The sequence below is a fragment of the Janthinobacterium sp. SUN118 genome (assembly GCF_030397695.1).
Taxonomy (GTDB): Bacteria; Pseudomonadota; Gammaproteobacteria; order Burkholderiales; family Burkholderiaceae_D; genus Janthinobacterium.
In genome coordinates, this window is the sequence record NZ_JAPUBV010000001.1 from 1,749,912 (window position 1) to 1,775,864 (window position 25,953).

The window sequence follows — 25,953 nt, forward strand, 5'->3', positions numbered from 1 at the left end:
AGCTTGCCGGAGGACGCCATGCTGAGCGGAGGATGTTTATGCGGCGACGTGCGCTACGAAGCGGGCACGGGCGCCTTCCATGAAAGCGCCTGCCATTGCTCGATGTGCCGCCGCGCCTCGGGCGCGCCGTTTGTCGCCTGGTTCAGCGTGCCGCGCGCGAACTTGCGCTGGCTGCAGGGGCAGGCCCGCTCCCATGCTTCCAGCGTGCATGGCAAGCGCAGCTTCTGTCCGCGCTGCGGCACGCAGCTGACGTTCGAAGATGAGCGCTACCCGGACGAGGTCGACCTGACCACTTGCAGCCTCGACGAACCGCAGCGGCTGCCGCCGCAAAGCCATATCCATACCGCCTCGCAAGTGGCGTGGCTCAGGCTGGCCGATGGATTGCCGCGCTATCAGGCGTCGCGCGACGCCGGCTAAGCCGTTTTGATCCCGGCACGGTGCATGAAGCGTGTTCAGGCGATCAGCTTCAAGCCCGGCGGCAGCGCCTCGCCCAGCATGCGTTTGGTATTCGCTTCATCGAGCTGCGTGACTTCGCTGACCATCGCCTGCCACAGGGGCGGGGCGCCGACGGCTTTCAGGCGGGCGAGGATGGTGGCGCGCAGCCCGTCGGCGATGTCGCGCGAGCGGTCGCCCGTCATGCGCGCCAGGTGGGTGGCGGCAAAGGCAGCCGGCTCGGTCTTTTTCCAGTCCAGTGCCAGCAGCGCGGCCAGCCAGTCGGCCACGGTGGCGCCGTCGACCACTTCGTGCGCGCTGCCGTGGAAGGGCTGGCGCGCGCCGACCCTGGCCAGCGCCCACAGGGTATTCGTGTCGGCTGTGCCGGCCTTGTCCAGGCGTTTCAGCAGCCAGGCGCCCACTTCCGCCTTGTAGGCGCCGGGGATGCGCTCGAGCGACGCGCCCAGGCGCAGCATGTCGTCATCGCTGCCGTTCACCAGGGTGACGGGGCGGCTGCCGCGCTGGGCCGCATCGGCTTGCAGGTTGAAGGCGAAATCGTCGAGCAGGCGCAGTTGCTGCTCCGTGCTCAAGCCGCCGGCCACGCGGCGCCACAGCGTCCACCATTCGGCGCACACCTGGTTATCCTTGTGGTGCTGCACGCCCGTGTCGAACATGGCCCACAGCTGCTCGATGCGCCATGGGTCGAGCGCATCGCCATAGCCGGGACGCAGGCAGTAACCGGCCAGGTTCAGCCAGACCCGCTCATGTTCGGCGGAGCGCCGCCGGCCACGCGCGCGTTGCAGCAAGGCGTCGAACAGCTGGCGCAGCAGCGGCGTGTCCCAGCTTTCGCGCCCGCCCAGTCCCTGTTCCAGGTGCTGGCGCAGCTGGCGCACTTCCTTGCTCTCGACCTTTTGCGCCTTGCCGCCAAAGATGCGCTCGATCTTTTCGATGGCTTCCTTGATGCGCGGCGAGACCGTGGATGCTTCCGTTTCCGGCTCATCGCCGCCGCGCAACTGGAATTCCAGCAGCCAGCGGTCGCTGGCATCGGCTGCGGCCACGCAATGGACTTCCAGCGTGCCCACTTCCGTCATGACGGTGGCCAGCTGCACGGTGATTTCGCGCTTGTCATTGCTGCCGTCTTTGGCATGCAGCACGCTGGCCAGCGGCGGCAGGCGCAGGTAGTCGCCGTCGGCCAGGTCGACGATGTCGCCCAGCCTGGGCGGCGTACCCGCTTCGGCAATCGAGGACGCCAGGTGGAAGCGCACGGGGCGGCCCAGGCGCAGCGCGAACAGGCGCTGCGTCAGGCGGATTTCCTCGCCGCTGGCACTGCCGCGCGGCAGGATGCAGACGGCGCGGTGGTCCTTGCCCGCCTCGCCCAGCACGAGGAAGTAGCTGCGCGGCGAACCGCCGCCGATGCGCGGCGCCTGGCCGCGGCGGGCCAGCGCGTAGGCGACGGCGCCGCGCGCCACGGCCACGTCGGGGTTGTCGTTGTGCAGCAGGGTGAGGGGGGCGCCGCGCCAGTGCGCCAGCGTCTCGGCCAGGCGGCGCGCCAGCGCATCGGCGCGGAACACGCCGCCGTTCAGCAGCAGGGTATCGGGCAGTGCGCCCGCATGCTGCTGTAAAAAGCTGGCCAGGTGGCGCGTGATGGCCGCATCCTGCGCGTAGGGCAGGCCGAATTCGACGATGCCGGAGCGGCCCTTTTTCGCGACCTCGCCCGCATCGACGAGCGGGAAGAAGCCGTCGACCACCATGGCCGCCACTTCTTCGCGCGTGACGTCGGCGGAGCGGCTGCCGCCGATCAGGCGCGAGCCGGCGCCCAGCAGGGTGACGGTGGCGCTGCCGGGCGCATCGTTCGAGAGCAGCAGCTCCTTGGCGGCGCGGCAGCGCTCCATCAGCTGCGACAGGCGCGCGGCGGACAGCTTCATGCCGCCTTCCATGCCGGCCGCCATGCGCGTTTCCACCAGGTGGGCCAGCGCCAGGTCCATATTGTCGCCGCCGAGGATCAGATGGTTGCCCACGCTGCTGCGCGTGAGCTGCGGCGCGCCATCGTCGTCGAAGGCCACGTCGATCAGGCTGAAATCCGTGGTGCCGCCGCCCACGTCGCAGACTAAAATGCGCCGCGTATCGGCCAGGTCCTCGCGCAGGGTGGCGCGCCGGCGCTGCAGGAAATCATAGAAGGCCGCCTGCGGTTCTTCCACCAGGCGCAGGGTGGGCAAGCCCGCCGTGCGCGCGGCTTCCAGGGTGAGTGCGCGCGCACCCTCGTCGAACGAGGCGGGAATGGTCAGCACCAGTTCCTGCTCTTCCAGCGGAGCGTGCGGGAAGCGGTGATTCCACGCGGCGCGCACGTAGGCCAGGTAGCTGGCGCTGGCGGCCACGGGTGAGATTTTCGGCACATCGGCTTGCGCGCCCCACGGCAGGATGGGCGCCTGGCGGTCGACATTCGCATGCGACAGCCAGCTCTTGGCGCTGGTGACCAGCCGGCCCGGTACCTGCGCGCCGAGCTGGCGCGCCAGGGCGCCCAGCACGGGCTGCACCGCGTCGGCGACATCGTCCTGCGGCCACGGCAGCGGCAAGTCGCCCGCCGCCAGTTCGCCGGCGGCAGGGTGGTAGCGCACGGAGGGCAGCAGGGGGCGTGCGCCCACTTCGCCGGGGGCCAGCAGCTGTTCGATGGCGAACAGGTGGATGCCTGCCTGCGCATCGCCGGCATCGGCCGCAGCGGCATAGGCGACCACCGTATTGGTGGTGCCCAGGTCGATGCCGACCAGGAAGGCCGGCTTGCCCGCAGCGCTGCCCATGGCGCTTATTGCGGCGTGCCGCGCACGTCGAATTCCACCTTCCAGCGCTCGGCGCCGTCAAGGGAGACGGCCAGCAGTTCCAGGGTGCCCGCTTCCGTCACGCGCGCGTGCAGTCTGACCTGCACCACGTCGCCGGCCGACCGGCCTTCGGCGGACAGGGTGGCCTGGATTTCGCTCAGCTCCTGCAATTCATCGGGACCCCAGAAGTCCAGCAAGTCGCCGATCTGGTCGTTGCGCCGCGTGGAGGAGGCGAAGAAGCGGAAGTGCACGGGCTCGCCCACCACCAGGCCGAATTGCTGGCCCGGCAGTTCCAGCTCGCTGCCTTCTTCCATGCCGAACGGCGCCACGCACAGGGCCTGGATCGGCGGTTCCATGCCGGGGATGGCCGGCATGGCCGATTCGATGGCCACGTAGAACGCGCTGGCCGTGCCGCCGCGGATGCGCACGCCATGGCCGCGCCGCACGTAGCTGTAATACGCGGCGCCGCGCGCCACGGCCAGGTCCAGGTCGGCGCCGGCCAGCATGCGTGCCGGTTCCGCGCCTTCCATGTACAGCCAGTCGTTGACGGTGGCCATGATGCGCTGCGCCAGCAGGTCGGACTTGAAGACGCCGCCGTTGAACAGCACGGCCGTCGGGTGCAGGAAGCTGGCGTCCTGCGTCTGGCGGCCGGCGAAGCCTTCCAGCTCGCTGGTGGCCGCCACTTGCCGGCCCAGGAAGGCGGCCAGGTGGCGCGTGATGGCCGCGTCCTGGGCATACGGCAGACCCAGTTGCGTCAGGCCGGCGCGCGTGCGCACGGCAGGGCGGCTCGACGCCTCCACCTGCGGGAAGAAGCCGTCGAGGATGAAGGTGGACACTTCGGCGCGCGTCAGTTCCGTGCGGATGGAGCCGCCGATCAGTTTCGAGCCGCGGCTCGGCACGACGATGGGCGCCGTTTCCATGCCGCTGTCGGCCAGCAGGCTTTCCTTGGCGCTGCGGCAGCCATAGGTCAGCGCGCGCATTTGCCAGGCGTCGAGCTGGGTGCCGTTGGCGGCGAGCTTGCGCGCCACCAGGTGGGCCAGGGCCAGGTCCATATTGTCGCCGCCGAGCAGGATATGCTCGCCGACGGCGACGCGGTGCGGTTCCAGCACGCCGTCGCGCTCCAGCACGGCGATCAGCGAAAAGTCGCTGGTGCCGCCGCCCACGTCGACGACCAGAATGATGTCGCCCGGCTTGACTTCCTTGCGCCAGCGGCCTTCGCTGGTCTGGATCCAGCTGTACAGGGCCGCCTGCGGCTCTTCCAGCAGGGTCAATGCCGTGTAGCCGGCCGCCTGCGCCGCCTCCATCGTCAGCTCGCGCGCGGCCGGATCGAACGATGCCGGAATCGTCACGGTGATTTCCTGCTCGGCGAACGGCGCTTGCGGGTGGGCCGTGTCCCAGGCCTGGCGCAAGTGCGTCAGGTAGCGCGTGGCGGCCGTGATCGGCGAGATGCGCGCCACTTCGGCCGGCGCGTCGTTCGGCAAAATCGCCGCGCGGCGGTCCACGCCCGGGTGGCACAGCCAGCTCTTCGCGCTCGAGACCAGACGGATCGGCGTGGTGGCGCCGCGGCTGCGGGCCATTTCACCGACGACGAACGGCGCTTCCGCCGCCTCGGTGACCCAGGGCAGTGCCAGGTCGCCGGCCGCCACTTCCTCGGCGTGCGGCAGGTAGACGAATGACGGCAGCAGCGACAGCTCTTCGACGGTGCCCGGCGCCGACAATTGCGGCACTTTCAGCACGCCGTGGCTGGACTGCTCGCCGTCGCTTTCATCCAGGTTCACGTACGACAGGGCGCTGTGGGTGGTGCCCAGGTCGATGCCGATGGCGTAGCGCGGGGTGTTGTTGGCTTGATCGCTCACAGTTCCACCTCGGCCGGGGCCAGGATGGCGGCGTCGTGCTGCTCGCTCAGTTTCGGCAGGCGCACGCTCGATGCGCGCCAGCCGCGATGGCTGAGGGTGCCCGTAAACGGCGCCGAACCGACGACATTGCCCGTCAGGCGCACGCTGGCCGAGTCAAAGCCTTCCTGCAGCACGATGCGGCTGCCTTCGGCTTCCTGGCGCACGGCGTCGATGGTGAAATACTCGCGCATGACCTTGGCGCAGCCTTCGTGCACCACGCGCGCGGCCGCGCCGATGTCGGCGTCGGCATGGCTGCCCAGGTTTTCCTGGGTGAAGTCGATCAGGCGCGCTTCGCGTTGCAGCAGGGCCAGCAGCTGCAGGGCGGCGTCCGGCGTCGCTTCTTTTAATATGACGGGGGCGGCCGCTGGCATCGGCACGGGAGCCGGGGCGGGCGCAGGGGGCACCGGCGCGACAGGCGCAGCCTCGGGCAGGGACAGCTTTTCCACGCGGGCCGCATAGGCGGCGTCCGACAGGGTGCTGAAGAAGGCGCCGAAAGCCAGCGGGACTCTGCGCCAGAACGATGGGTGGGACGATGATGCGCTCATAGGAACTCGTTTCTCTGATCTGTAGGGGAGGCGTCGGCGGCGCGGGGCCGCTTCGCAAGGTGTTGCATGCGCCGGCCCATCTTGCGTGTCGGACCGGCTGGCGTTTGCCCGCATGATACCAGCTACGGCGCCGGCGCCAAAGTCGCCGGCCCCCGCAAAGCCGGCCGATGGCGTGCCTTTCCTTTGTTTTTGCGCAAGGAAACGGCAGATTCGGCACGGCTTCGACTAAAATCGCGCATTCTCTCGGCTTACCTTTTATATACGATGGCCATGCATTCCGACTTTTCCCTGTATCTGGCGAGCAGCACGCAGATTGACGGCGACCATCCCGCCGTGCGCGCCAGGGCGGCCGCGCTGGCCGCCGGCGCGACGGGCGATGCCGCCATCGCGCGCCGCTGCTTTGAATTCGTGCGCGACGAGATAGCCCACAGCTGGGATTACCAGCGCAATCCCGTCACCTGCCGCGCTTCCGACGTCTTGCAGCATGGCACCGGCTATTGTTATGCGAAGAGCCACCTGCTGGCCGCGCTGCTGCGCGCCAATGGCATTCCTGCCGGCCTGTGCTACCAGCGCCTGGCCGTCGGCGAGGTGGGGCCGCCGTTTTGCCTGCATGGCTTGAACGCCGTGTATCTGCAGGATTTCGGCTGGTACCGCATCGATGCGCGCGGCAACAAGCCGGGCGTCGACGCGGCCTTCGTGCCGCCGCGCGAGCAGCTGGCTTTTCCCGTGCTGGCGCCCGAGGAACGCGACTTGCCCGAAATCTGGCCGGAACCGTTGCCGCAAGTGGTGGCCGCGCTGACACGGCACGCCACCGTGCACGACGTGGCCGCGCACTTGCCCGATTTGCAGATGCTGCCCAAATAATGCAAAAGTAAAAATAATCCAAAGAAAGCAATAATGAAAATAGTCTATATGAGTCTGATGGGCGTCCTGCTGCTGGCCGGTTGCGGCAGCAAGGGCGAGAGCGGCGGGCAATCGAGCGCCGCGCGCCTCGATGGCAAGGAAAAGGGCAGCGAGTTTCTTGCCTATGAGCACAACGTCAGCGTCGATACGCACGAGGCCCAGGTGCGGCCCCTGTATGAAAAAGTGGTCGCCGCCTGCAAGGCCGATACGGACAATGGCTGCCTGCTGCTCGATTCAAGCATCGACAGCGGCCGTTACGTGCACGCGCGCATCAGCATGCGGGCCAAGCCGGCCGGCATCAGGAAGCTCGTCGCGCTCGTTGCCGCCGAAGGCGACGTCATCAGCCAGGGCACCAAGGTGGAAGACCTGGGCCGCCCCGTGCTCGACAGCAAGAAGCGCCTGGACATGCTCAAGCAATACCAGGCGCAGCTGCAGGACCTGGAAAAGCGTTCGGGCGCGAATGTCGACGCCCTGATCAAGGTGACCAAGGAACTGGCCACCGTGCAGGTGGAACTGGAGCAGGCGACGGCGGCCAACGCGCTGTTGATGCAGCGCATCGACACGGACTTGCTGAACGTGGCCATCAGCGCCGAAGGCCGCCAGTCGTTCTGGACGCCCGTCAAGCGCGCGCTGGGCAATTTCACGGACAACCTGTCGGAAGGCGTGGCCAACGCCATCACGGCCATGGCCTACATCCTGCCATGGCTGCTCGCCTTCGTGCTGCTGTTCCCGCTGGGGCGCAATGGCTGGCGCCGCCTGCGCGGCGCGCCGCGCAAGGCTTGACGCGCCCGGCGCACCGTTTGACGGCAAGTTGAAACCTGGCTGCACAGTCCTTGTGCAGCCAGGTTTTTTTTCGTGCGGGATTGCCTCGGGCGCACCATGGCGTGGCGCGCGCCCCGTGCCGCACGCCTGGCGGCGCTGGCATGCATTCTGCTTTAACAACAGCGTATGCCCCAGTCCGACAACCACGCACCCACCACAGGAGTCTCCATGTCACGACGCATCATCTTGAAAGCGGCAGCAGCAGGCGCACTGGCCCTGGCCGCCTCGGCATTCACGCAGGCGGCGCTGGCCGCCGACACGATCAAGGTGGGCATCTTGCACTCCTTGTCGGGCACCATGGCCATTTCCGAAACGTCGCTGAAAGACGTGGCCTTGATGACGATTGCGGAAATCAATGCCAAGGGCGGCGTGCTGGGCAGGAAGCTGGAAGCCGTCGTCGTCGACCCGGCATCGAACTGGCCGCTGTTCGCGGAACAGGCGCGCCAGCTGGTGGCGCAGGACAAGGTGGCTGTCGTGTTCGGCTGCTGGACGTCCGTGTCGCGCAAGTCGGTCTTGCCGGTGTTCAAGGAACTCAACAGCCTGCTGTTCTATCCCGTGCAATACGAGGGTGAGGAACTGGAAAAGAATGTGTTTTATACGGGCGCCGCTCCGAACCAGCAGGCGATCCCGGCCGTGGAATACCTGATGAGCAAGGATGGTGGCGGCGCCAGGCGCTTCGTGCTGCTGGGCACGGATTATGTGTATCCGCGCACCACCAACAAGATCCTGCGCGCCTTCCTGAAAAGCAAAGGCGTCAAGGACAGCGATATCAGCGAGGTCTACACGCCGTTCGGCCACGCCGACTATCAAACGATCGTCGCCAACATCAAGAAGTTTTCTGCGGGCGGCAAGACGGCCGTCATTTCCACCATCAATGGCGATTCCAACGTGCCGTTCTACAAGGAGCTGGGCAATGCGGGCTTGAAAGCCACCGACGTGCCCGTCGTCGCGTTTTCCGTGGGCGAGGAAGAGCTGCGCGGCATCGATGCCAAGCCGCTGCTGGGGCATCTGGCGGCGTGGAATTATTTCGAATCCGTCAAGAATCCCGTCAACACGGCCTTCATCAAGCAGTGGAAGGCGTATGCCGTGGCGCAAAAGTTGCCGAACGCGGCTTCGGTCGTGACGAACGACCCGATGGAAGCGACCTATGTCGGCATCCACATGTGGGCACAAGCCGTGGAAAAGGCGAAATCGACGGACACGGACAAGGTGATCGCCGCCATGGCGGGCCAGAGCGTGAAAGCACCATCGGGCTTTACCCTGACCATGGATGCGACGAATCACCACTTGCACAAGCCCGTGATGATAGGCGAGATCAAGGCCGATGGGCAATTCAATGTCGTGTGGAAAACCAGGGAGCCGATACGCGCCCAGCCGTGGAGCCCATTTATCAAGGGCAATGAGGGCAAGCAGAAGCTGTAGGCGCTATTCACCCACCAGCAAATGCCGGGGGCGGGCCCTGAGGGGCCGACCCCAGTCCTCGCCTTTGGGGTAAGCGCTCGCCCCGTGCAGTTTTTCCATGGAACTTACAATGAGGTTCATCCCCAAACTGCTGCTCCTTGCCTGTCTATTGATATTCCCGCTCGCGCAGGCCGCCATCCCTCCCGACCTGCTCAAGCCGCTGGCCGGCGGCGACCCCGACGCCCGCGTGGCCGCCGTCGCGCAGATCGCCGCCCTCGCCACGCCCGAGGCGGCCAAGGTCCTGCAAGCCTTGCAGGACGACGCCCTGCATGCGGCGCCCGACGGCCAGGTGTATATCGTCGATGGCGAGCAAGCGTATGACCCGGCAAGCGGCAAGAGCGTGCCGCTGCCCGATGGCATCGATGGCATGATGGTCAACAACCGCTTGCGCGCGGCCGTGGCGGGCGCCCTGTCGGGGCTGAAGCTGCTGGCGCCGGAACGGGCCACGCGCCTGGCTGCCGCGCAGGCGCTGCAACAGTCCGTCGACCCCGCGCAGCTCCCCCTGATCCGCACGGCGCTGGCGCAGGAAAACGATGCTGACATTAAACAGATCTTGCAGGTGCTGATCGCCAGCGCCAACCTGCAGGCGCCGGACGCGGCCACGCGCAGGCAAGCCGTGCAGGCGCTGGCGGGCAGCAGCGATGCGCGCCTGCTGCCCGTGCTGCACGCCATGCTGGAGCGCGGTGCCGATGGCAAGGCCAGCGAGCCCGATGAAGCCGTGCAGCTGGCGGCCATCGACACCATGCGCCAGATCAAGGGACGAGTGTCGCGCATGGAGATCGCCGGCAATGTGTTTTACGGCATCTCGCTGGGCAGCGTGCTGCTGCTGGCGGCGCTGGGCCTGGCCATCACATTCGGCTTGATGGGCATCATCAACATGGCGCATGGCGAACTGCTGATGATAGGCGCTTACACGACGTATCTGTGCCAGCTGTTTTTCCGCACCTACTTGCCCGCCATGCAGGATGCGTATTTGCTGGCCGCCTTGCCGGCCGCCTTTCTCGTGGCCGGCCTGGTCGGCGTGGCGCTCGAGCGCACGGTGATCCGCTGGCTGTACGGGCGGCCGCTGGAAACCCTGCTGGCCACCTCGGGCATCAGCCTGATCCTCATGCAGCTGGTGCGCACGCTCTTTGGCGCGCAAAACGTGGAAGTGGCCAACCCGGCCTGGATGTCGGGCGGCGTCACCGTGCTGGGCGGCCTCGTGCTGCCGTACAACCGCCTGGCCATCATCGGCTTTGCCATCGTCGTCGTGGTGGCCGTGTGGCTGATCCTGAACAGGACGCGGCTGGGCCTGTTCGTACGCGCCGTCACGCAAAACCGCCGCATGGCCGACTGCGTGGGCGTGGCCACGGGCAAGGTCGACATGCTGACCTTTGGCCTCGGTTCCGGCATCGCCGGGCTGGGTGGCGTGGCGCTGTCGCAGCTGGGCAATGTGGGGCCGGACCTGGGGCAAAGCTATATCGTCGATTCCTTCATGGTGGTGGTGCTGGGCGGCGTGGGCCAGCTGGCCGGTACGGTCATCGCCGCGCTGGGCCTGGGCGAAGTGAATAAATTCCTCGAGCCGGTGGCGGGCGCCGTGCTGGCGAAGATCGCCATTTTGATATTCATCATCATTTTTATCCAGCGCCGGCCGCAGGGCCTGTTTGCCATGAAGGGACGTAGCGTCGAATGATTACATCCTATCGAGCCCAGGCTGGCCTGTTCACGCTGCCGATGTGGATGGCGATTGCCGCCTGCACGGTGCTGGCGGCCATGCTGCCAGTTTTCAATCTGCTCTTTCCTGACGGGCATGCGCTGCATGTGTCCGCCTACACGGTGGCGCTGGTGGGCAAGTTCCTGTGCTACGCGCTGGCCGCGCTGGCGCTGGACCTCGTGTGGGGCTACACGGGCATCCTGTCGCTGGGGCACGGCGTGTTCTTTGCGCTGGGCGCGTATGCGCACGGCATGTATCTGATGCGCGCCATCGGCACGCAGGGCCAGTACCGCAGCAGCTTGCCCGACTTCATGGTCTTTCTCGACTGGAAAACCTACCCGTGGTACTGGGCGTTTACCGACCATTTCTGGTACTGCATGGCGCTGGTCGTGCTGGTGCCGGGCGTGCTGGCTTTTGTGTTTGGCTACTTTGCCTTCCGTTCGCGCATCAAGGGCGTGTATTTTTCCATCATCACGCAGGCCATGACGTATGCCTTCATGCTCTTGTTCTTCCGCAATGACACCGGCTTTGGCGGCAACAACGGCTTCACGGACTTCAAGACGATATTGGGCCACAGCGTCACGGCGCCCGCCACCCGCGCCGTGCTGTTCCTGCTGACCCTGGCCTTCCTGCTGGCAGCGCTGGTGGGCGCGCGCGCCATCGTGACATCCAAGCTGGGCAGGGTCTTGCAGGGCGTGCGCGACAGCGAGGCGCGGCTGATGTTCCTCGGCTACAACCCGCTGTGGTTCAAGCTATTTGTCTGGACCCTGTCCGCCATGCTGTGCGGCATCGCCGGCGCCCTGTACGTGCCGCAGGTGGGCATCATCAACCCGTCCGAAATGTCGCCGGCCAATTCCATCGAAATGGTGGTGTGGGTGGCCGTGGGCGGGCGCGGCACCCTGATCGGCCCCATCCTGGGCGCCTTTACCGTGAACGGCTTGAAGAGCTGGTTCACGGCGGCCATGCCGGAACTGTGGCTGTTCGCGCTGGGCTTGCTGTTCATCGTCGTCACCCTGTTCATGCAGCAAGGCATGCTCGGTGTATTGCGCAAGCTCAAGCGCAACAAGGCTGCCGTCGTGGCGGAGGAGGCCGCATGAGCATCCGCATGTTGCCCGGCATGGCCAGCGCCGAAGCTGGCCCGACCTACTCGCGCGTGAAAGGCGAGGGCGTCGACACGACGCATGGCGCCATTCTTTACCTGGAAGACATCACCGTCGCATTCGACGGCTTCAAGGCCATCAACAAGCTGAGCCTCGATATTTCCGTGGGCGAGTTGCGCTGCATTATCGGCCCGAATGGGGCGGGCAAGACCACGATGATGGACGTGATCACCGGCAAGACGCGGCCCACGTCCGGCACGGCCTGGTTCGGCCAGACCATGAACCTGGCCGCCATGACGGAGGTGGAGATCGCCCACGCGGGCATCGGCCGCAAGTTCCAGCGTCCCACCGTGTTCGAGCAGCATACGGTGTTCGACAACCTGGAGCTGGCCATGAAGATGGACAAGCGCGTGGCACCCGCCTTGTTTGCCCGGATCACGTCCGAGCAGGAAGGCAAGATCGCATCCATATTGCGCTTGATCCGCCTCAATGGCCACGAGGCGCGGCTGGCTGGCTTGCTGTCGCATGGGCAAAAGCAGTGGCTGGAAATCGGCATGCTGCTGATGCAGGAGCCGCAGCTGATCCTGCTGGACGAGCCCGTGGCCGGCATGTCGGATGCGGAAACGGCGCGCACGGCCGAGCTGCTCAATGAATTGCGCGGCAAACATTCCATCATGGTGGTCGAGCATGACATGGGTTTCGTCACGGACATCGCGCAGCAGGGCATCGTCACCGTGCTGCACGAAGGGTCCGTGCTGGCGCAGGGCCGCATGGAGCAGGTGCAAGCCGACGAGCGCGTCATCGAAGTCTACTTGGGAAGGTAAGCCATGCTGGAAGTCGAACAACTGAACCAATATTATGGCTCCTCGCACACTTTGCGCGGTGTCAATCTCACGGCGCGCCAGGGCCAATGCCTGGCCTTGCTGGGCAGGAATGGCGTGGGCAAGACGACGCTCCTGAAATGCCTGATGGGCGTGTTGCCCGTGGCGCAGGGCAAGGTGATGTTCAATGGCCGCGACATCACGCGGCTGGCGCCGCATGCGCGCGCCAGGCTGGGCATCGCCTACGTGCCGCAGGGGCGCGACATCTTTGCGCGACTGACCGTCGAGGAAAACCTGCTGATGGGCATGGCGGCCAGGAAGGGCAGGCAGGCTTCGCGCATCGATCCGCACGTGTATGAACTGTTTCCGGTATTAAAAGAGATGCTGCAGCGGCGCGGCGGCGACTTGTCCGGCGGGCAACAGCAGCAATTGGCCATCGCCCGCGCCTTGCTGGCCGAGCCGCAATTGATCATCTTCGACGAGCCGACGGAAGGCATTCAGCCCTCCGTCATCAAGGATATCGGCCGCGTGATCGCGCTGCTGAAACAGCGTGGCGACATGGCCATCGTGCTGTGCGAACAGTATTTCGATTTCGCCCGTGAACTGGCTGACGAGTTTATCGTGCTCTCGCGCGGCAGTGTCGTCGCCAGCGGCACGGCGGCGCAGATGGCGGGCGACGAGGTGAAGCGGCACCTGGCCGTGTGAGGTCAGACGAGCTGGAACCAGCCCAGCACGGCGCCGGCCGCCAGCAGCCACAGCAAATGAATCTTCGTGCGCCAGATGAGGATGCCCGCGACGATGGACAGGCTCCACAGGGGCCAGTCGGTGGCCAGGGTATGGTTGGCGCCGCCCAGTATCATGCCGGTGGAAATGAGCAGGGCGACGACGATGGGCGCCATGCCTTGCTTGAAGGCGCGCACGGGGCGCAGGTCGCGGTTGCGGTAGGCCCAGCGGGCCGCCACGTAGGTGAGGGTGGTGCTGGGCAACATGATGCCGACCATGGTCACGAATACCCCGAAATAGGCGGCCGCGTAGCTGCCCGCGTTCATGCCCACGTTCCAGCCCATCAGGGCGACGAACAGTACGTTGGGGCCCGGTGCGGCCTGGGCGATGGCGATCGACTCATTGAACTGGACCTGCGTCAGCCAGCCGTGCTGTTCGACGAGGAAGCGGTGCATTTCCGCCGTGGTGGAAATGGCGCCGCCGATCGACATCATGGACAGCATCAGATAGTGGCCGAACAGGTTCAGCCAGTCCGCCGTGCTCAACACCAGTTGCACGGGCGGGTTCATGGCGACAGCTTGCGGTAGGTCAAACAGCAGCCGATGCCACCGAGCCCCAGCAGGATGTACAGCAGGGGCCAGCGCAGCACGGCCACCATCAGCACGCCCAGCCCGGCGAGGGGCAAGGTCAGCCACAGGGACAGCGGGTGCTTGCCCAGCGCGGCGGCCAGTTTCACGCCCGTGGCGGCGATCATGCCGGCCGAGACGGCGGCCATGCCGCGCAAGGCGCCCGCCACCTGCGGGTTGGCGCCCAGGCGCGTGTACAGCACGCCGAGCACGAGCACGATGACGAGCGGCACGGCCAGCATGCCGGCCATGGCCGTGAGCGCGCCTTTCAAGCCGAAATAGCGCCCACCCACCATCAATGACAGGTTGATCACGTTCGGGCCGGGCATGATTTGCGCCACCGCCCAGTCCTCGAGGAATTCCTCCTGCGTCAGCCAGCGCTTGCGTTCCACCATCTCGCGCTGGATCACGGCCAGCACGCCGCCGAAACCCTGCAGGGCCAGCCAGGTGAACGAGAAAAACAGGTCGGCAAGCGAGGCGGGCTGCGGGCGGGGGCGGTCGGGCGGGGCGGGGGAGGGCGAGGACATGGCTGATTATCACCGTGGCCGAGCGCGCTTGTCCATCGCTTTCAGGAAGGACTGTGGCGGCAGGAAAAAAACCGTGGCTCATGTTCGCCTGCCATTGACATCGAGAATTTATCGGCAATACTTTATCGGCAATACTGCCGCTGTCCATGTCCGTACGGGCGCAGGGCTTCCACCCGCTGCGCCTTTCCCGCCCCCATGTCCCCCTTCGCAGGAGTTGTCTACCATGCTTAATTCCCAAGAAACGCTGCATATGCCCGACAAGACAGTGGCGCGCCATGCCAGGGTCGACCAGAAGATGTGCGATATCGTCAACCTGGGTATCGCCGTGCAGGCTGCCTTCAGCACCTTGTGCGCGCTGGAATACCTGAAGTCATACAATATCGACCCTGTACTGATCGAGCGCGTGCTGCTGCATCCGGAGCAGCGGCGCCAGACCGTGCATTGAGTATCTGTGCAGCAACTGTGTTGCCGGTAGCGCCGACCCCGGCGTTATCGAATTGATCATTACGGCTCAGTTATGCACAAATGATGGGTTGGCGAAATTGCCGAAATAATTTTCATGTGATTATGTGTGAGTTTCTAAGTGTTTGATTTTATTCTGTTTTATTTTTGCTGTTTGATTGAGCAGTTTATTGAAAGCCGCACTGGCTGCGGCTTTGAGGGCTGTCAATAGGCCCTTATCCACAAAGATATCCACAGTCCGTGTGGATATCTGAAAAAGCGCTTAACAATCCGCCACTTAGGATATTGAGGCAAATCAGCGTGCGCGATTTGCCGCCGCGAGCGGGAAAAAGCGGCCGTGGACAAGGGCTGTATGCCCATCCAGTGCTCTTGTTTTTTGACTAAAAGTAGCGCGCGCCGCCTACGGCTTGCCGCCGGATGGCAAGGCGGCCTGGTCGCCGCGCCGGGCCAGGGCCGCGGCCAGGTCGCTCACCTGCTGCTGCGCTTCGCGCAGCGTGGCGTAGGTGCGCAGCGAAGCGATCACGGTGGTAAACAGCTTGCGCGTCGTCAAGTCGGTCTTGCACCAGAAATCGTTGATGTCGTAGTCGATGATGATGCGGTGTTCGAGTGCCTGGCCGGGCTGGCCCGTGCGCAGGATGATGCGCACGGCGCTGTTGTGCAACTCCTCGCGGATCTGGCGCGCCACTTGCAGGCCGGCATCCTGGGTTTCCATGATGACGTCGAGCAGCACGACGGCGATGTCGGGCGTGCCGCGCAGCACGGTGAGCGCCTCGGCGCCCGAATACGCGTGCAGAAAACTCAGCCTGCGCCCCTGGAAGCTGGCCTGGCTCAGGGCGAACTTGGTCACCACGTGCACGTCGACATCGTCGTCGACGATCAGCACGCGCCAGGGCGGGGCGCTGGCCGCTTCGGGCGCGGTGTCGCTGTGCAGCGGCTCGTCCACCAACCAGTCCGGTTCGCCTGCCGTCTTGCTGTCGCTATCCATATCCATGCATTTATCCAACGTTGATCGTGCCCGCCTACTCCACACTATGCCAGTCCGCGGGGTTTGTCAAAACAATGCTGTTCAGGCAAGCTCGTGCCAGCCGCTGCCCGCCTTCGCGGCAAAAATATATTTTCATGGTGGCAAAGAAACTTTGATCAAGCGCAAAAACCTGACTGCAAGTCATTGATTTCATTGGGGTAAAAAAATGCCTGTGAAATCAGCAAATTGTTGAAACCCGCATCAATACTGGCGTTGCGGCTTGTCAAGAGGGGCTTATCAACAACTTTATCCACAGTTGCTGTGGATATCTAAAAAAGCCGTGCAAAAACCGGGGCTTAGGGGCCGATGGCGAGCCTGCTTCACGCGGCCTGGCCAGGCGCTGTCAGCGCGGCAAACGCATGCAGGAAGCGTTGCTTGGCTTCGGCCGGTCCCATGGCGTCGATTATACCGGGCAAGGGGGCGATGCCGTCAAGGTAGGCCCAGCGTTCGGCCGAGTGGGGCATCAGGTCGCGCTTTTCCGTGGCCAGCGCGATCAGGTCGGCCCGTTTGATGGGCGCGTAATCGGAGAAGTCCAGGCCGTAGGTGGCGGCGATGATGGCGCTGACCTTGTCTTCCAGCGCGGCAAATTCCGGCAGCAGCACCTTCAGCGGTTTGACCATGTCGCCCAGATAGGCTTCGGCCGCGTCGTGCAGCAGGGCGGCCAGGCGCAGCGGTGGCGGCACGAGGCTGGCAACGATCAGGCTGTGCTGGGCCACGGAATAAAACACTTGCGTCTGGCCATTGAAGCGGCACTGGTAGGCGAGGCCGTGGGCGATATCCTCGATGGCAACCTTGTCGATATGCGGGCGCAAGGGATAAAAACGGTTGCCGGAAAAGGTAGAAACGTAGTCGGTGGTAATCATTGCTGGATCGCTTAGCCTGCTGTGCATGGATGATCCATCGTACACCGGATGACGGCGATCCGCCTTCCCGCAGGGCGTCGCCAGCCGCTTCTGCTAAGCCTATGCATGTTGGCATTTCCTTTAATTAATTTCATATCATTCATTGATATTTCTCAAATACACTATGAGAATCTTGTTTGTCTGAAACTTACATTAGGGGCAGAGCAATGGCGGCGATACCTTCGGCAAGACCTTCGTACATCTATCAGGGCGGCTCGGTGATGATGCATTCGCCGCTGCAGTTGAAGCAGTCGGAAATGTTCGGTTATTTCGTCAAGGGCGAGCTGGCGAAGCTGCAGGCCACCGTCAATACCACCTTGAACCAGGTGGCGGGCCAGCGCATGACCCTGAAAGCCCTGTCGCCGTATGTGATGCTGACCTTTACGCGCGTCAACCATGCGGACTCGGCCAACCCCGTCGACCAGGCCAAGGGCTGGATCACGGAAGTCGACATCGTCACCTGGATCATGGTGGGGCAGATGGATGCGGCGGGCAAGCTGGCGCACATCTACTGGTACCCGTGCCATATTTTCGTGGACGATGCCATGGCCCTGATCAACGGGCGCGAACTGTTCGGCTATCCGAAATACCTGTGCGACTACGAGATTCCCGCGGCCGGCAGCGAGCCGCTGCGCTGTTCCGTGGCCGCCAAGGGTTTCCAGCATTTTTCGCCGGAAACGAAACTGGCCCTGCACCCGCTGCTGGAAGTCAACGCCACCGTGCAGACGGGGCCGCACAAGAGCGTCAACAGTTTCCTCGAGCTCATCGAGCAGGCGTTCCAGCTCTTCCTGTCCATTCCCGACTTCTTTGACATGGATCAAGCCGGCTGGGCCGATATTCTGTCGCTGTTGCGCAACCCCCGCATCGACCAGATCTTCCTCAAGCAGTTTCCCGACAGCGCGGGCGTGAAAGCCGTGTACCAGGCCCTGGTGGCCGCGCCGGCCGAGGTCAACCGCCTGCACAGTGCGCGCCTGCTCGGCTATGAATACGAATGCACGGTGCACGCGTTCGACAGCTTCCCGCTGGACCAGACCCTGGGCCTGAAGCTTGGGCCGCAGGCGGCGATCCTGCCGTTCAACGTGAACTTCGACTTCACGGCCATGCCGGGCGAGGAGCTGGTCGACAATTCGAGCATCGCGCCGGAAAAGATCGCCATCCTCGGCGGCGGCGTGGCGGCCATGACCACCGCGTATTATCTGACGAACCAGCCGGGCTGGCAAAACCAGCACGACATCACCGTCTACCAGCTGGGCTGGCGCCTCGGCGGCAAGGGCGCCAGCGGGCGCAATGCGCAAGTGGGCCAGCGCATCGAGGAGCATGGCCTGCACATCTGGTTCGGCTTTTATGCGAACGCCTTCAAGATGATCAAGGAAGCGTATGCCAGCCTGGAGCGCCCGCCCGGCGCGCCGCTGGCCACCTGGCGCGACGCCTTCAGGCAGCATGATTACGTGGCCCTGTCGGAAGACGTCAAGGGGCAGTGGCGCAACTGGTCCATCGTCTTTCCCACCCTGCCGGGCGAGCCGGGCGAGGGCGGCGAGGACATCACCCTGTGGCAGATGGCCATCGCCATGGTGGGCTGGATCGAGCAGTGGATACGCCAGATCCGGCAGGTGGCGGACGCGGATGCGCGCATCGTCCGCGCCAGCGCCTCGCAGGGCGAGGGCGTGTGGCCGGGCTGGCTGCGCCGCCTGGCCGACGAAGTGGTGGGGCAGGCCGACGAGCTGGGGCTGGACGTGGGCCTGTCCGTGGGCGCCCTGGCGGCGCTGGTGGCCGACCTGGCGCCCGATTCCGCGCGCCACGACCAGGCCCGCCACCAGCTGCTGGCCAGCACCCTGAACGGCATCCGCGCCTGGCTGCGCCTGCGCTACCGCGCGCTGATCGACGGCGACGACGAATTGCGCCGCCTGTTCATTTGCCTGGACCTGGGCATCACGGTGATGAAGGGCATGTTCGAGGATGGCGTGTTCAAGCACGGCTTCGACGTCATCAACGACATCGATTTCCGCGACTGGCTGCGCAAGCATGGCGGCGACGAGCAGTTCAGCGTCAATTCGGCGCCCGTGCGCGGCTTCTACGACCTGGTCTTCGCCTACGAGGGCGGCGACTTTGCAAAGCCGAACATCGAGGCGGGCACCTTGCTGCGGGCGATGGCGCGCATCGGCCTGGCCTACAAGGGCGGCATCATGTTCAAGATGCAGGCCGGCATGGGCGACACGATCTTCACGCCGCTGTACGAGGTGCTGGAAAAGCGCGGCGTGAAATTCAAGTTCTTCCAGCGCGTCGAGGAACTGGTGCCGGGCGCGGGCGACATCGACAGCATCCGCATCACCGAGCAGGCGCAGTTGCGCGACCCGGCCGCCGGCTATGCGCCGCTGGTCGACGTGAAAGGCCTGGCCTGCTGGCCCAGCGCGCCCGATTACGCCCAGCTCGACCCGGCGCAGGCGGCCCTGCTGCAGGACCAGGAGGTCAACCTGGAATCGTACTGGAGCGACTGGCCGCAGCAGTACCAGCAGGCGTTCGGCCGCGCGCTGCCCGCCACGGTATTGAAGAAGGGCGTCGATTTCGACAAGGTGGTGTTCGGCATCTCGATCGGCTCGCTGCCGGCCCTGTGCCCGCAGCTGCTGGCGCAAAGCCCGGCCTTGAAGCTGAGCGTCGAGAAGGTGAAGACGGTGGCCACGCAGGCGTACCAGGTATGGCTGAACAAGAACCTGGCGCAGATGGGCTGGACCACGCAGCCGAAGGGCCAGCAGCCGGTGCTGTCGGCCTTTACGGAACCCTACGACACGTGGGCGCCGATGGACCAGTTGCTGGCGCATGAAGACTGGCCGGCGGGCCTGGCGCCGAAGAATGTGTCCTACTTTTGCAGCGCCTTCCCCGTCGACAGCTATCCGCCCGTGACGGATACGGGTTTCCCGGCGCGCTGCGCCGAGCGGGCGAAACAGGGCGCGCTGCACCAGCTGGAGCGCGACATCGGCGCGCTGTGGCCCGAGGCGGGCGGACCCGGCGGCTTTCCCTGGCAGTGGCTGGTCGATGCGAAGGCGGGCACGGGGCCGGCCCGCTTCGACAGCCAGTACTGGCGCGCGAACGTCGATCCGTCCGAGCGCTACGTGATGTCGGTGGTGAACAGCACGCAGTACCGGCTGGCCACCGACCAGTCGGGCTTCAGCAACCTGTTCCTGACGGGCGACTGGATCAGGACCGGCATCAACGCGGGCTGCGTGGAGGCGGCCGTGATGGCGGGCATGCAGACGTCGCGCGCCATGAGCGGGTATCCGGCCGTGATCCAGGGCGAGACGGATTTCTAGGCTTGCTATGATGGCGTTTCATTGTCCCCTGCGCGAGGATATCCATGCGACGCCTGCTATTGCTGTGCCTGATCTGTATCAACCTGCATGCCGGCGCCGCGCCGCCCGGCGCGATCGTGCTGTGGCCGGGCACGCCGCCCGGCGGCGCGGCGGCGGGCCCGCAGCGCGACAGCGCCAGGGGTTCCATCACGCAGGTGAGCCAGCCCTATCTGATCGTGCACCGCCCGGCGCGGCCGAATGGCCTGGCCATCCTGCTGGTCAGCGGCGGCGGCTATGCGCATATCGAGGCGGGCAAGGAAAGCGGCCCGGCCGCCGCCTGGCTGCAGGCGCAGGGCGTCACGGCGTTTGAACTCGTGTACCGGCTGCCGCAGGAGGGCGGCGGGACGGCCGCGCCATTTCAGGATGCGCAGCGCGCCATGCGTTTGATACGCTCGCGCGCCGCCGAGTGGAGCCTCGACCCGGCGCGCATCGGCATCCTCGGCTTTTCCGCCGGCGCGCACCTGGCCGGCATGACGGCGGCCACGCCGGACGCCAGCCTGTATGCGCCCGTCGATGCGCAAGATGCGGCGTCGGCGCGGCCCGCCTTTGCCGTATTGCTGTATCCGGTGCTGAGCATGCAGCCGCCGTTCGACACGACGCACGCGAAGAAGCAGTTGCTGGGCGCCCATCCCGCGCCGGGCGCGCGCGACGCGCTGTCGGTGGAGCGGCAGGTCGATGCGCGCACGCCGCCCGTGTTCCTGGCGCAGGCGCTGGACGACCCCATCGCCGCACCCGACAACAGCCTGCTGATGGCCGCCGCCCTGCGCCGCGCCGGCGTGCCCGTCGAGCTGCACCTGTTCCAGCACGGCGGCCATGGCTGGGGATTGGGCAAGCCGGGCAGCGAGCCGGCCGCCTGGCCGCCCTTGCTGCTGGCGTGGCTGCGGGCGAACGGCTGGCTCGATTAGCCGGCGGCGACCCTGCCCGGCTGGTCGCCCAGGTCGCGCCGCGCCTCGGCCAGCGCCGCCTCGATATGCGGCAGGAATTGCTCCACGTTGTCGAGCTGGCCGTTCGATGCCAGCGTTTCCATCTGGTGGCACAGGCCGTGCAGGGTGGGGCGGCTCAGGTAGCCGGCGCTGCCCTTCAAGGCGTGGAAGGCGGCTGCCGCCGCGCTGGCGTTGCCGTTGCGTACGGCGTGGCAGGCCAGGTCCAGGCGCCGCGGCGCCTCCACCAGGAAGGCTTGCGCGATGCGCTGCAAGTGCTGCGGCGACAGGCCTGCCAGCGGCAGGATATGCACGGGCGCCGTCATGGGATCGGCGGGCGCCGGCGCGTCCGCCTTGGCGCCGGCGTCGGCGCCGTCCAGGCCGAACTGGCGCGCCAGCATGTCGTCGTCGACGGGCAGGGCGGGCGGCAGCGCCTGGCCGCGCGCCAGCAGCAGGTCGATGACGGTGTCGATTTTTTCAAACAGCAGCGCTTCGTCGACCGGCTTGCTGAGGAAGTCGTCCATGCCGGCCTCCAGGTAGCGTTGCCGGTCATGTTCGCTGGCGTTGGCCGTCAGCGCGATGATGGGGATGTGCGCATCGGGAATCGGGAAACTGGTATTGCCGCCGTCGCGGATCAGGCGCGCGGCCTGCTCGCCATCCATCAGCGGCATGCGGCCATCCATCAGCACGCAATCGTAGGCGCCCCTGCCCAGCGCCTGCAGCGCCTGCTCGCCGTTTTCCACGATGGTCACGGCATGTCCCATGGCCTCGAGCAAGGTACCGATGATGATCTGGTTGGTGCGCACATCCTCGGCGCACAGGATGCGCAGGCGGCAGGCGTGGTGCGCATGGCGCGGCGCCAGGCGGGCGTCGGCCGCCGGCGCGCTGCCCTCCTGCAGCGGCAGCGTGAAATGGAAGCGCGAGCCGATGCCGACGCGGCTTTCCACGCCGATGCTGCCCTGCATCAGTTCGACCAGCTCCTTGCAGATGGCCAGGCCGAGGCCCGTGCCGCCGTAGCGGCGCGTGGTGGAGTGGTCGGCTTGCTCGAATTTCTGGAACAGGCGCGGCAAGGTGTCTGCGTCGATGCCGGGGCCCGTGTCGCTGATGATGAATTCGATCTCGCTGCGGCCGTCGCGGCGCGGCGGCGTGCGGGCGCGCCGCACTTCCAGCAGCACTTCGCCATTCGCCGTGAACTTCAGCGCATTGCCCAGCAGGTTGATGAGGATCTGGCGCAAACGGGTGGGGTCGGCGCGCACATAGCGGGGCAGGTCCAGCGCCAGTTCGCGGCGCAGCAGCAGGCTCTTGGCGTCGGCCTGGCCCTGCACGATGCCGGCCGCGTCGCCGATCAGTGCCAGCAAGTCGAAGTCCAGCGTTTCCAGGGTCAGCTTGCCGGCGTCGATCTTCGAGAAATCGAGGATGTCATTGAGGATGGTCAGCAGCGACTCGCCATTGTGCAGGCCGATGCGCAGGTATTCCTGCGTGCGCCCGCGGATGGACTGGTCGCGCAGGGCGAATTTCAGCATGCCGATGACGCCGGCCAGCGGCGTGCGGATGTCGTGGCTCATGGCCGACAGGAAATCGATGCGGTGGCGGCTGACCACTTCCGCATGTTCCTTGGCCGTCAGCAGGGCGTCGTTGCTGAGGGTGAGCGCCAGCGTGCGTTCGCGCACGCGCTGCTCGAGGTTGTTGCGCAGCAGGCGGATCTGGTCGGCCAGGGCAAAGGCCAGCAGCAGGCCGTCGAGGGTGCCGCCGAGCAGGGTCACCAGCTGGGCGTTGGCCACCATGGCCGGCATCAGGCCCAGGTTGGCCGGCAGGATCAGAAAGCCGGGCAGCATCAGGGCGACGAAGGCCAGCACGAAGAAGCGCGCCGGCTGGTAGCCGCGGCACCAGACGACGATGCCGCAGGTGAGCGCCAGCAGCATCCAGATGGTGATGACGATGGTGGCCAGCGTGTGCGCATATTGCAGGGCGAAGAAACAGCTGGGCAGCAGCAGCAGGGGCAGCACCAGGTTGACCTTGCTGATGCGGTCGAGCAGCGGCGAGTATTCGCGCAGGCGCAGGAAATGCGTGTAGAACAGGGTGCTGAAGACGGGCAGCAGGAAGAAGGGCACGTAATGCAGCTGCAGCATGTGCCAGTCGAACAGGTCGGCGAAGACGTGGAAGGTCATGGCCCAGGCCAGGCCATACGTGAGCACGTACAGCGCGTAGTATGCCGAGGCCTTTTCCAGCGTGATGGAAAAGATGAAGAAATTGAACAGGCCCAGCGCCAGCAGGGCGCCGATCGAGGCGACCATCAGGAAGTTTTCCTTGCCCACCAGCTTGCGGTAATCCGCTTGCGTCCGCACGCCGAACATGGGCGCGCGCGCATAGTAGGGACTGGAAAAATGGATCAGGACGGCGTAGGTGGCGCCCGGTTCCAGCTGCACGTTCTTGCCGTAGTGCAGCAAATATTCGTGCGGGCGCTGGTAGCCCGTCAGCAGGGTCTGCGGCGGGCTGTGCGGATCCGGGCCATACACATGGATGTCGACCAGGTCGATCAGGGTGTCGTTCGGATCGATGACCCAGGCGCTCTGGGCGCTGTCGTTGCGCACCTGTGCGACTAGCCAGTAGGCGCCGCCGAACAGGTCGACGCCGGTGGCCGGACGCTGGCGCGCCAGCCAGGCGGGCAGGGCGGCCGCATCGGCGGGCGCCGCATCGTCGCTGGCGAGAAACAGCTGGCCGCCGCTGCCCAGGTGATGGATGCCGTGCGGCGTCAGGGCCAGCGGCGCGGCCTGGCCGGCGCCGCCCAGGATCAGCAGGCCCAGCATGAGCAGCCAGCGCCATAGCCAGGCGCTGATGCGGGAATGGGAAGCGCTGTGGCTGGATGGTGGCGGGTGGGCTGGCATCGGTCGGTGTGGTGATGGTCGCGCGGGATAGGCGGCAAAGCCCTGTGCTCATGGAGTGCCCATTTTAATCGACTCTCGGTGATGCACGCGCAATTTCATGTCGTGCAAGCATCTTTCCGATGGCTGCGGCGGCGGGCTCCGGTATCATGTCGCCTTTTGCCTGCGAGTCATTATGCTCAGTCCCGACCAGTTCCTGGCCTTCCTGGCCGCCGCCGTCCTCATCACCGCCAGTCCCGGCCCCGACAACCTGATGGTGCTGGGCGTGGGCATGTCGCGCGGGCGGCGTCAGGGCATGGCGTTCGGCCTCGGCTGCGCCCTCGGTTGCCTTACGCATACCGTGCTGGCGACCATCGGCGTGTCGGCCCTGCTGGCCGCTTCGCCCACGGCGTTTACGGCGCTGAAAGTGGCTGGCGGCCTGTACCTGGTGTGGCTCGGTATCGGCGCCCTGCGCAGCCGTGGCGGCGCGCACGTCGATGGCGCGGCCGCGCTGCCGGACGAGTCGCTGCTGCGCCTGTTCGGCAAGGGCCTGTTCGCCAACAGTATCAATCCGAAAGTCGTGCTGTTCTTCCTGTCGTTCCTGCCGCAATTCATCGTCACGGGGCAGGGCAGCGCCAGCTGGCAGACGGCGCAGCTGGGCCTCGTGTTTACGGCCCAGGCTTGCGTGCTGTTCGGTTTGCTCGGCTATTTCTCCGGCGCCGTCGGCACGTGGCTGAACCGCCGCCCGCGCGCCGGCCTGTGGCTCGACCGCGTTGCCGGCACCATCTTCATCGCCCTGGGCCTGCGCCTGATCCTGGCCCGCTAGGGCCGGCGGCGGCCGCATCGTCCGTGGCAGTGATGCGGAACGCCAGTTCCATCTGGTCCTGCACGGCCATGGCGCCGCCCAGGATGGCGAACGGCACGATGCCGAAATCGCTCTGTTTCAACAGCAGGCTGCCGCTGGCCTGCAGCCGGCGTCCGTCGGCCGCCTCCGTGATTTGCACCGGCACCCGCACGCTGCGCGTCACGCCATGCAGGGTGATGTCGGCGTCGAGCACCTCGCTGCCGCTCTCGCGCCGCGCCGCGACACGCACCCATGGATAGCGCTCGGCGTCGAGCACGCGCGCCAGCATGTTGTGCCGCGTGCCGGCGATGGCATCGGCCGACGGCGTCGTCGTCAAGCCTGCCGCCTGGCGCAATCCCTCTTCATCCACGCTCATCTCGTCCAGCCTGAACTGGAATTGCACGCGTCCCAGCGCGGGCGCCACCGTGCCCTGCAAGGTGCGGCTGGCCACCACGTGGTCGTGCCCGAGCCGCGCCAGCGCGCCGCCGCGCCGCACGGTGATGGTCAGCAGCGACTCTTGCGGCGCGAGGTACAGCATGCGCACGCCCGATTGCTGCCAGGAAGGGAGGGGCGCGGCCGGCGCGGGCGGGCCGGGGAGCTGGGCGGCGGGCGGCGGCGCAAATGGCGAACAGGCTGCCAGCAGCAAGGCGCAGGCGCCGGCCAGCAGCGCGCTGCGGCGAATCGGGGGCGGCAATGGAAATTCCTGGCAAGGCATGGGCAGAGACCGGTATTGGCGCTAGGTTGGCGCAAGGCGCGATGAGGCGATAGTAAGCGATCCGGCCCGCCACGGGAAAGTCCTGCGTGCATGCGTGCACTGCCGCGTGGCGCTGCGGCAAGCGCAATGCGCCGCGCGGCATGGGCAGTTCATGCGGCGTGGGCATGGCCGCCATGGCGAAAATGAAACGGCATGACGGATTAACTGCTGGCCATGCCTGAATTGAAATGGAGATTATTGAAAATAATTATTATTAATTAACAATAATAATTTCTTTGAAAAAACAAGCTATGTATTTGATAGTTTCTCATCATTAGGTAAATGATAAGTTAAATATTATGTCGAGCTGGCCAGTATGAAGTAGAAAAAGAATGGCGTCAGCACTACACGGTTAATTCGATCAATGTGTTGTGAAATATCAACGAAATAATTTAATTTCTTTATTGAAAACAAAAAAATCACTGTTGACGTACGCTTGAACTGTTACTTGGTCATATGATCATGACAATTAAATGTCATT

At 65.6% G+C, this 25,953-nt stretch carries 21 protein-coding genes; 12 read left to right on the top strand and 9 right to left on the bottom strand.

Going from position 1 to position 25,953, the window contains the following annotated elements; translation table 11 throughout:
• Positions 1–18 precede the first annotated feature (18 nt).
• On the top strand, positions 19–417 hold the full coding sequence (locus O0880_RS08030) for a GFA family protein (RefSeq protein WP_289885918.1): 399 nt from the start codon (positions 19–21) through the stop codon (positions 415–417).
• A 35-nt stretch (positions 418–452) separates the two neighbouring features.
• Here O0880_RS08030 and O0880_RS08035 read toward each other — a convergent pair whose 3' ends face one another.
• From O0880_RS08035 to O0880_RS08045, 3 genes are read right to left on the bottom strand one after another with little or no spacing between them, the layout of a single operon-like run.
• Positions 453–3,227, bottom strand: a complete 2,775-nt coding sequence (locus tag O0880_RS08035; RefSeq protein WP_289885919.1) for an Hsp70 family protein — start codon at positions 3,225–3,227, stop codon at positions 453–455.
• A 5-nt stretch (positions 3,228–3,232) separates the two neighbouring features.
• Positions 3,233–5,101 carry an Hsp70 family protein gene (locus O0880_RS08040; protein ID WP_289885920.1) on the bottom strand — a complete coding sequence of 623 codons (1,869 nt, stop codon included), beginning with the start codon at positions 5,099–5,101 and terminating at the stop codon, positions 3,233–3,235.
• Entirely contained in the window at positions 5,098–5,685 is a 588-nt protein-coding gene (locus O0880_RS08045) for a DUF2760 domain-containing protein (protein ID WP_289885921.1), read from the bottom strand. Before O0880_RS08045 ends, O0880_RS08040 begins: the two co-directional genes overlap by 4 nt.
• Before the next feature lie 270 nt (positions 5,686–5,955).
• Between O0880_RS08045 and O0880_RS08050 the strand changes: the two genes are divergently transcribed.
• The 7 genes from O0880_RS08050 (at position 5,956) to urtE (ending at position 13,190) form a co-directional block, all read left to right on the top strand.
• The gene (locus O0880_RS08050) at positions 5,956–6,549 is read left to right on the top strand and encodes a transglutaminase family protein (protein ID WP_289885922.1); all 594 of its coding nucleotides are present in this window, start codon (positions 5,956–5,958) and stop codon (positions 6,547–6,549) included.
• Positions 6,550–6,582: 33 nt separating this feature from the next.
• Positions 6,583–7,371 (top strand): DUF4349 domain-containing protein, encoded by a 789-nt coding sequence (locus O0880_RS08055; RefSeq protein WP_289885923.1) that lies wholly within the window; start codon positions 6,583–6,585, stop codon positions 7,369–7,371.
• A 207-nt stretch (positions 7,372–7,578) separates the two neighbouring features.
• Positions 7,579–8,832, top strand: a complete 1,254-nt coding sequence (gene urtA / locus O0880_RS08060) for an urea ABC transporter substrate-binding protein (RefSeq protein WP_289885924.1) — start codon at positions 7,579–7,581, stop codon at positions 8,830–8,832.
• Positions 8,833–8,941: 109 nt separating this feature from the next.
• On the top strand, positions 8,942–10,543 hold the full coding sequence (urtB, locus tag O0880_RS08065; RefSeq protein WP_289885925.1) for an urea ABC transporter permease subunit UrtB: 1,602 nt from the start codon (positions 8,942–8,944) through the stop codon (positions 10,541–10,543).
• 41 nt (positions 10,544–10,584) lie between these two features.
• Entirely contained in the window at positions 10,585–11,661 is a 1,077-nt protein-coding gene (urtC, locus tag O0880_RS08070) for an urea ABC transporter permease subunit UrtC (protein ID WP_289887319.1), read from the top strand.
• Positions 11,662–11,681: 20 nt separating this feature from the next.
• Complete coding sequence (gene urtD / locus O0880_RS08075) at positions 11,682–12,488, top strand: urea ABC transporter ATP-binding protein UrtD (protein ID WP_289887320.1); 807 nt, start codon at positions 11,682–11,684, stop codon at positions 12,486–12,488.
• Between the two features lie 3 nt (positions 12,489–12,491).
• On the top strand, positions 12,492–13,190 hold the full coding sequence (gene urtE, locus O0880_RS08080) for an urea ABC transporter ATP-binding subunit UrtE (RefSeq protein ID WP_289885926.1): 699 nt from the start codon (positions 12,492–12,494) through the stop codon (positions 13,188–13,190).
• Positions 13,191–13,192: 2 nt separating this feature from the next.
• On the opposite strand, the gene O0880_RS08085 is transcribed toward urtE, so the two are convergent.
• Together O0880_RS08085 and O0880_RS08090 are read right to left on the bottom strand one after the other, a co-directional pair.
• On the bottom strand, positions 13,193–13,777 hold the full coding sequence (locus O0880_RS08085; protein WP_289885927.1) for a chromate transporter: 585 nt from the start codon (positions 13,775–13,777) through the stop codon (positions 13,193–13,195).
• The gene (locus tag O0880_RS08090; protein ID WP_289885928.1) at positions 13,774–14,361 is read right to left on the bottom strand and encodes a chromate transporter; all 588 of its coding nucleotides are present in this window, start codon (positions 14,359–14,361) and stop codon (positions 13,774–13,776) included. Before O0880_RS08090 ends, O0880_RS08085 begins: the two co-directional genes overlap by 4 nt.
• 223 nt (positions 14,362–14,584) lie before the next feature.
• Between O0880_RS08090 and O0880_RS08095 the strand changes: the two genes are divergently transcribed.
• Positions 14,585–14,806 (top strand): hypothetical protein, encoded by a 222-nt coding sequence (locus O0880_RS08095; protein WP_071322961.1) that lies wholly within the window; start codon positions 14,585–14,587, stop codon positions 14,804–14,806.
• A 417-nt stretch (positions 14,807–15,223) separates the two neighbouring features.
• On the opposite strand, the gene O0880_RS08100 is transcribed toward O0880_RS08095, so the two are convergent.
• Together O0880_RS08100 and O0880_RS08105 are read right to left on the bottom strand one after the other, a co-directional pair.
• The gene (locus O0880_RS08100; RefSeq protein ID WP_232251165.1) at positions 15,224–15,814 is read right to left on the bottom strand and encodes a response regulator; all 591 of its coding nucleotides are present in this window, start codon (positions 15,812–15,814) and stop codon (positions 15,224–15,226) included.
• A gap of 353 nt (positions 15,815–16,167) precedes the next feature.
• Positions 16,168–16,737, bottom strand: coding sequence for a phosphohydrolase (locus O0880_RS08105; protein ID WP_289885929.1), 570 nt, complete (start codon positions 16,735–16,737; stop codon positions 16,168–16,170).
• A 233-nt stretch (positions 16,738–16,970) separates the two neighbouring features.
• On the opposite strand from O0880_RS08105, the gene O0880_RS08110 reads away from it, so the two are divergent.
• Together O0880_RS08110 and O0880_RS08115 are read left to right on the top strand one after the other, a co-directional pair.
• Positions 16,971–20,054, top strand: coding sequence for an NAD(P)-binding protein (locus O0880_RS08110; RefSeq protein ID WP_289885930.1), 3,084 nt, complete (start codon positions 16,971–16,973; stop codon positions 20,052–20,054).
• Between the two features lie 44 nt (positions 20,055–20,098).
• Positions 20,099–20,998 (top strand): alpha/beta hydrolase, encoded by a 900-nt coding sequence (locus tag O0880_RS08115; protein ID WP_289885931.1) that lies wholly within the window; start codon positions 20,099–20,101, stop codon positions 20,996–20,998.
• Here O0880_RS08115 and O0880_RS08120 read toward each other — a convergent pair.
• On the bottom strand, positions 20,995–23,820 hold the full coding sequence (locus O0880_RS08120; RefSeq protein WP_289885932.1) for a hybrid sensor histidine kinase/response regulator: 2,826 nt from the start codon (positions 23,818–23,820) through the stop codon (positions 20,995–20,997). The genes O0880_RS08115 and O0880_RS08120 overlap by 4 nt on opposite strands.
• A gap of 250 nt (positions 23,821–24,070) precedes the next feature.
• On the opposite strand from O0880_RS08120, the gene O0880_RS08125 reads away from it, so the two are divergent.
• Entirely contained in the window at positions 24,071–24,700 is a 630-nt protein-coding gene (locus O0880_RS08125) for a LysE family translocator (protein ID WP_198043890.1), read from the top strand.
• On the opposite strand, the gene O0880_RS08130 is transcribed toward O0880_RS08125, so the two are convergent.
• On the bottom strand, positions 24,663–25,412 hold the full coding sequence (locus O0880_RS08130; RefSeq protein ID WP_289885933.1) for a YceI family protein: 750 nt from the start codon (positions 25,410–25,412) through the stop codon (positions 24,663–24,665). The genes O0880_RS08125 and O0880_RS08130 overlap by 38 nt on opposite strands.
• Positions 25,413–25,953: the final 541 nt, after the last annotated feature.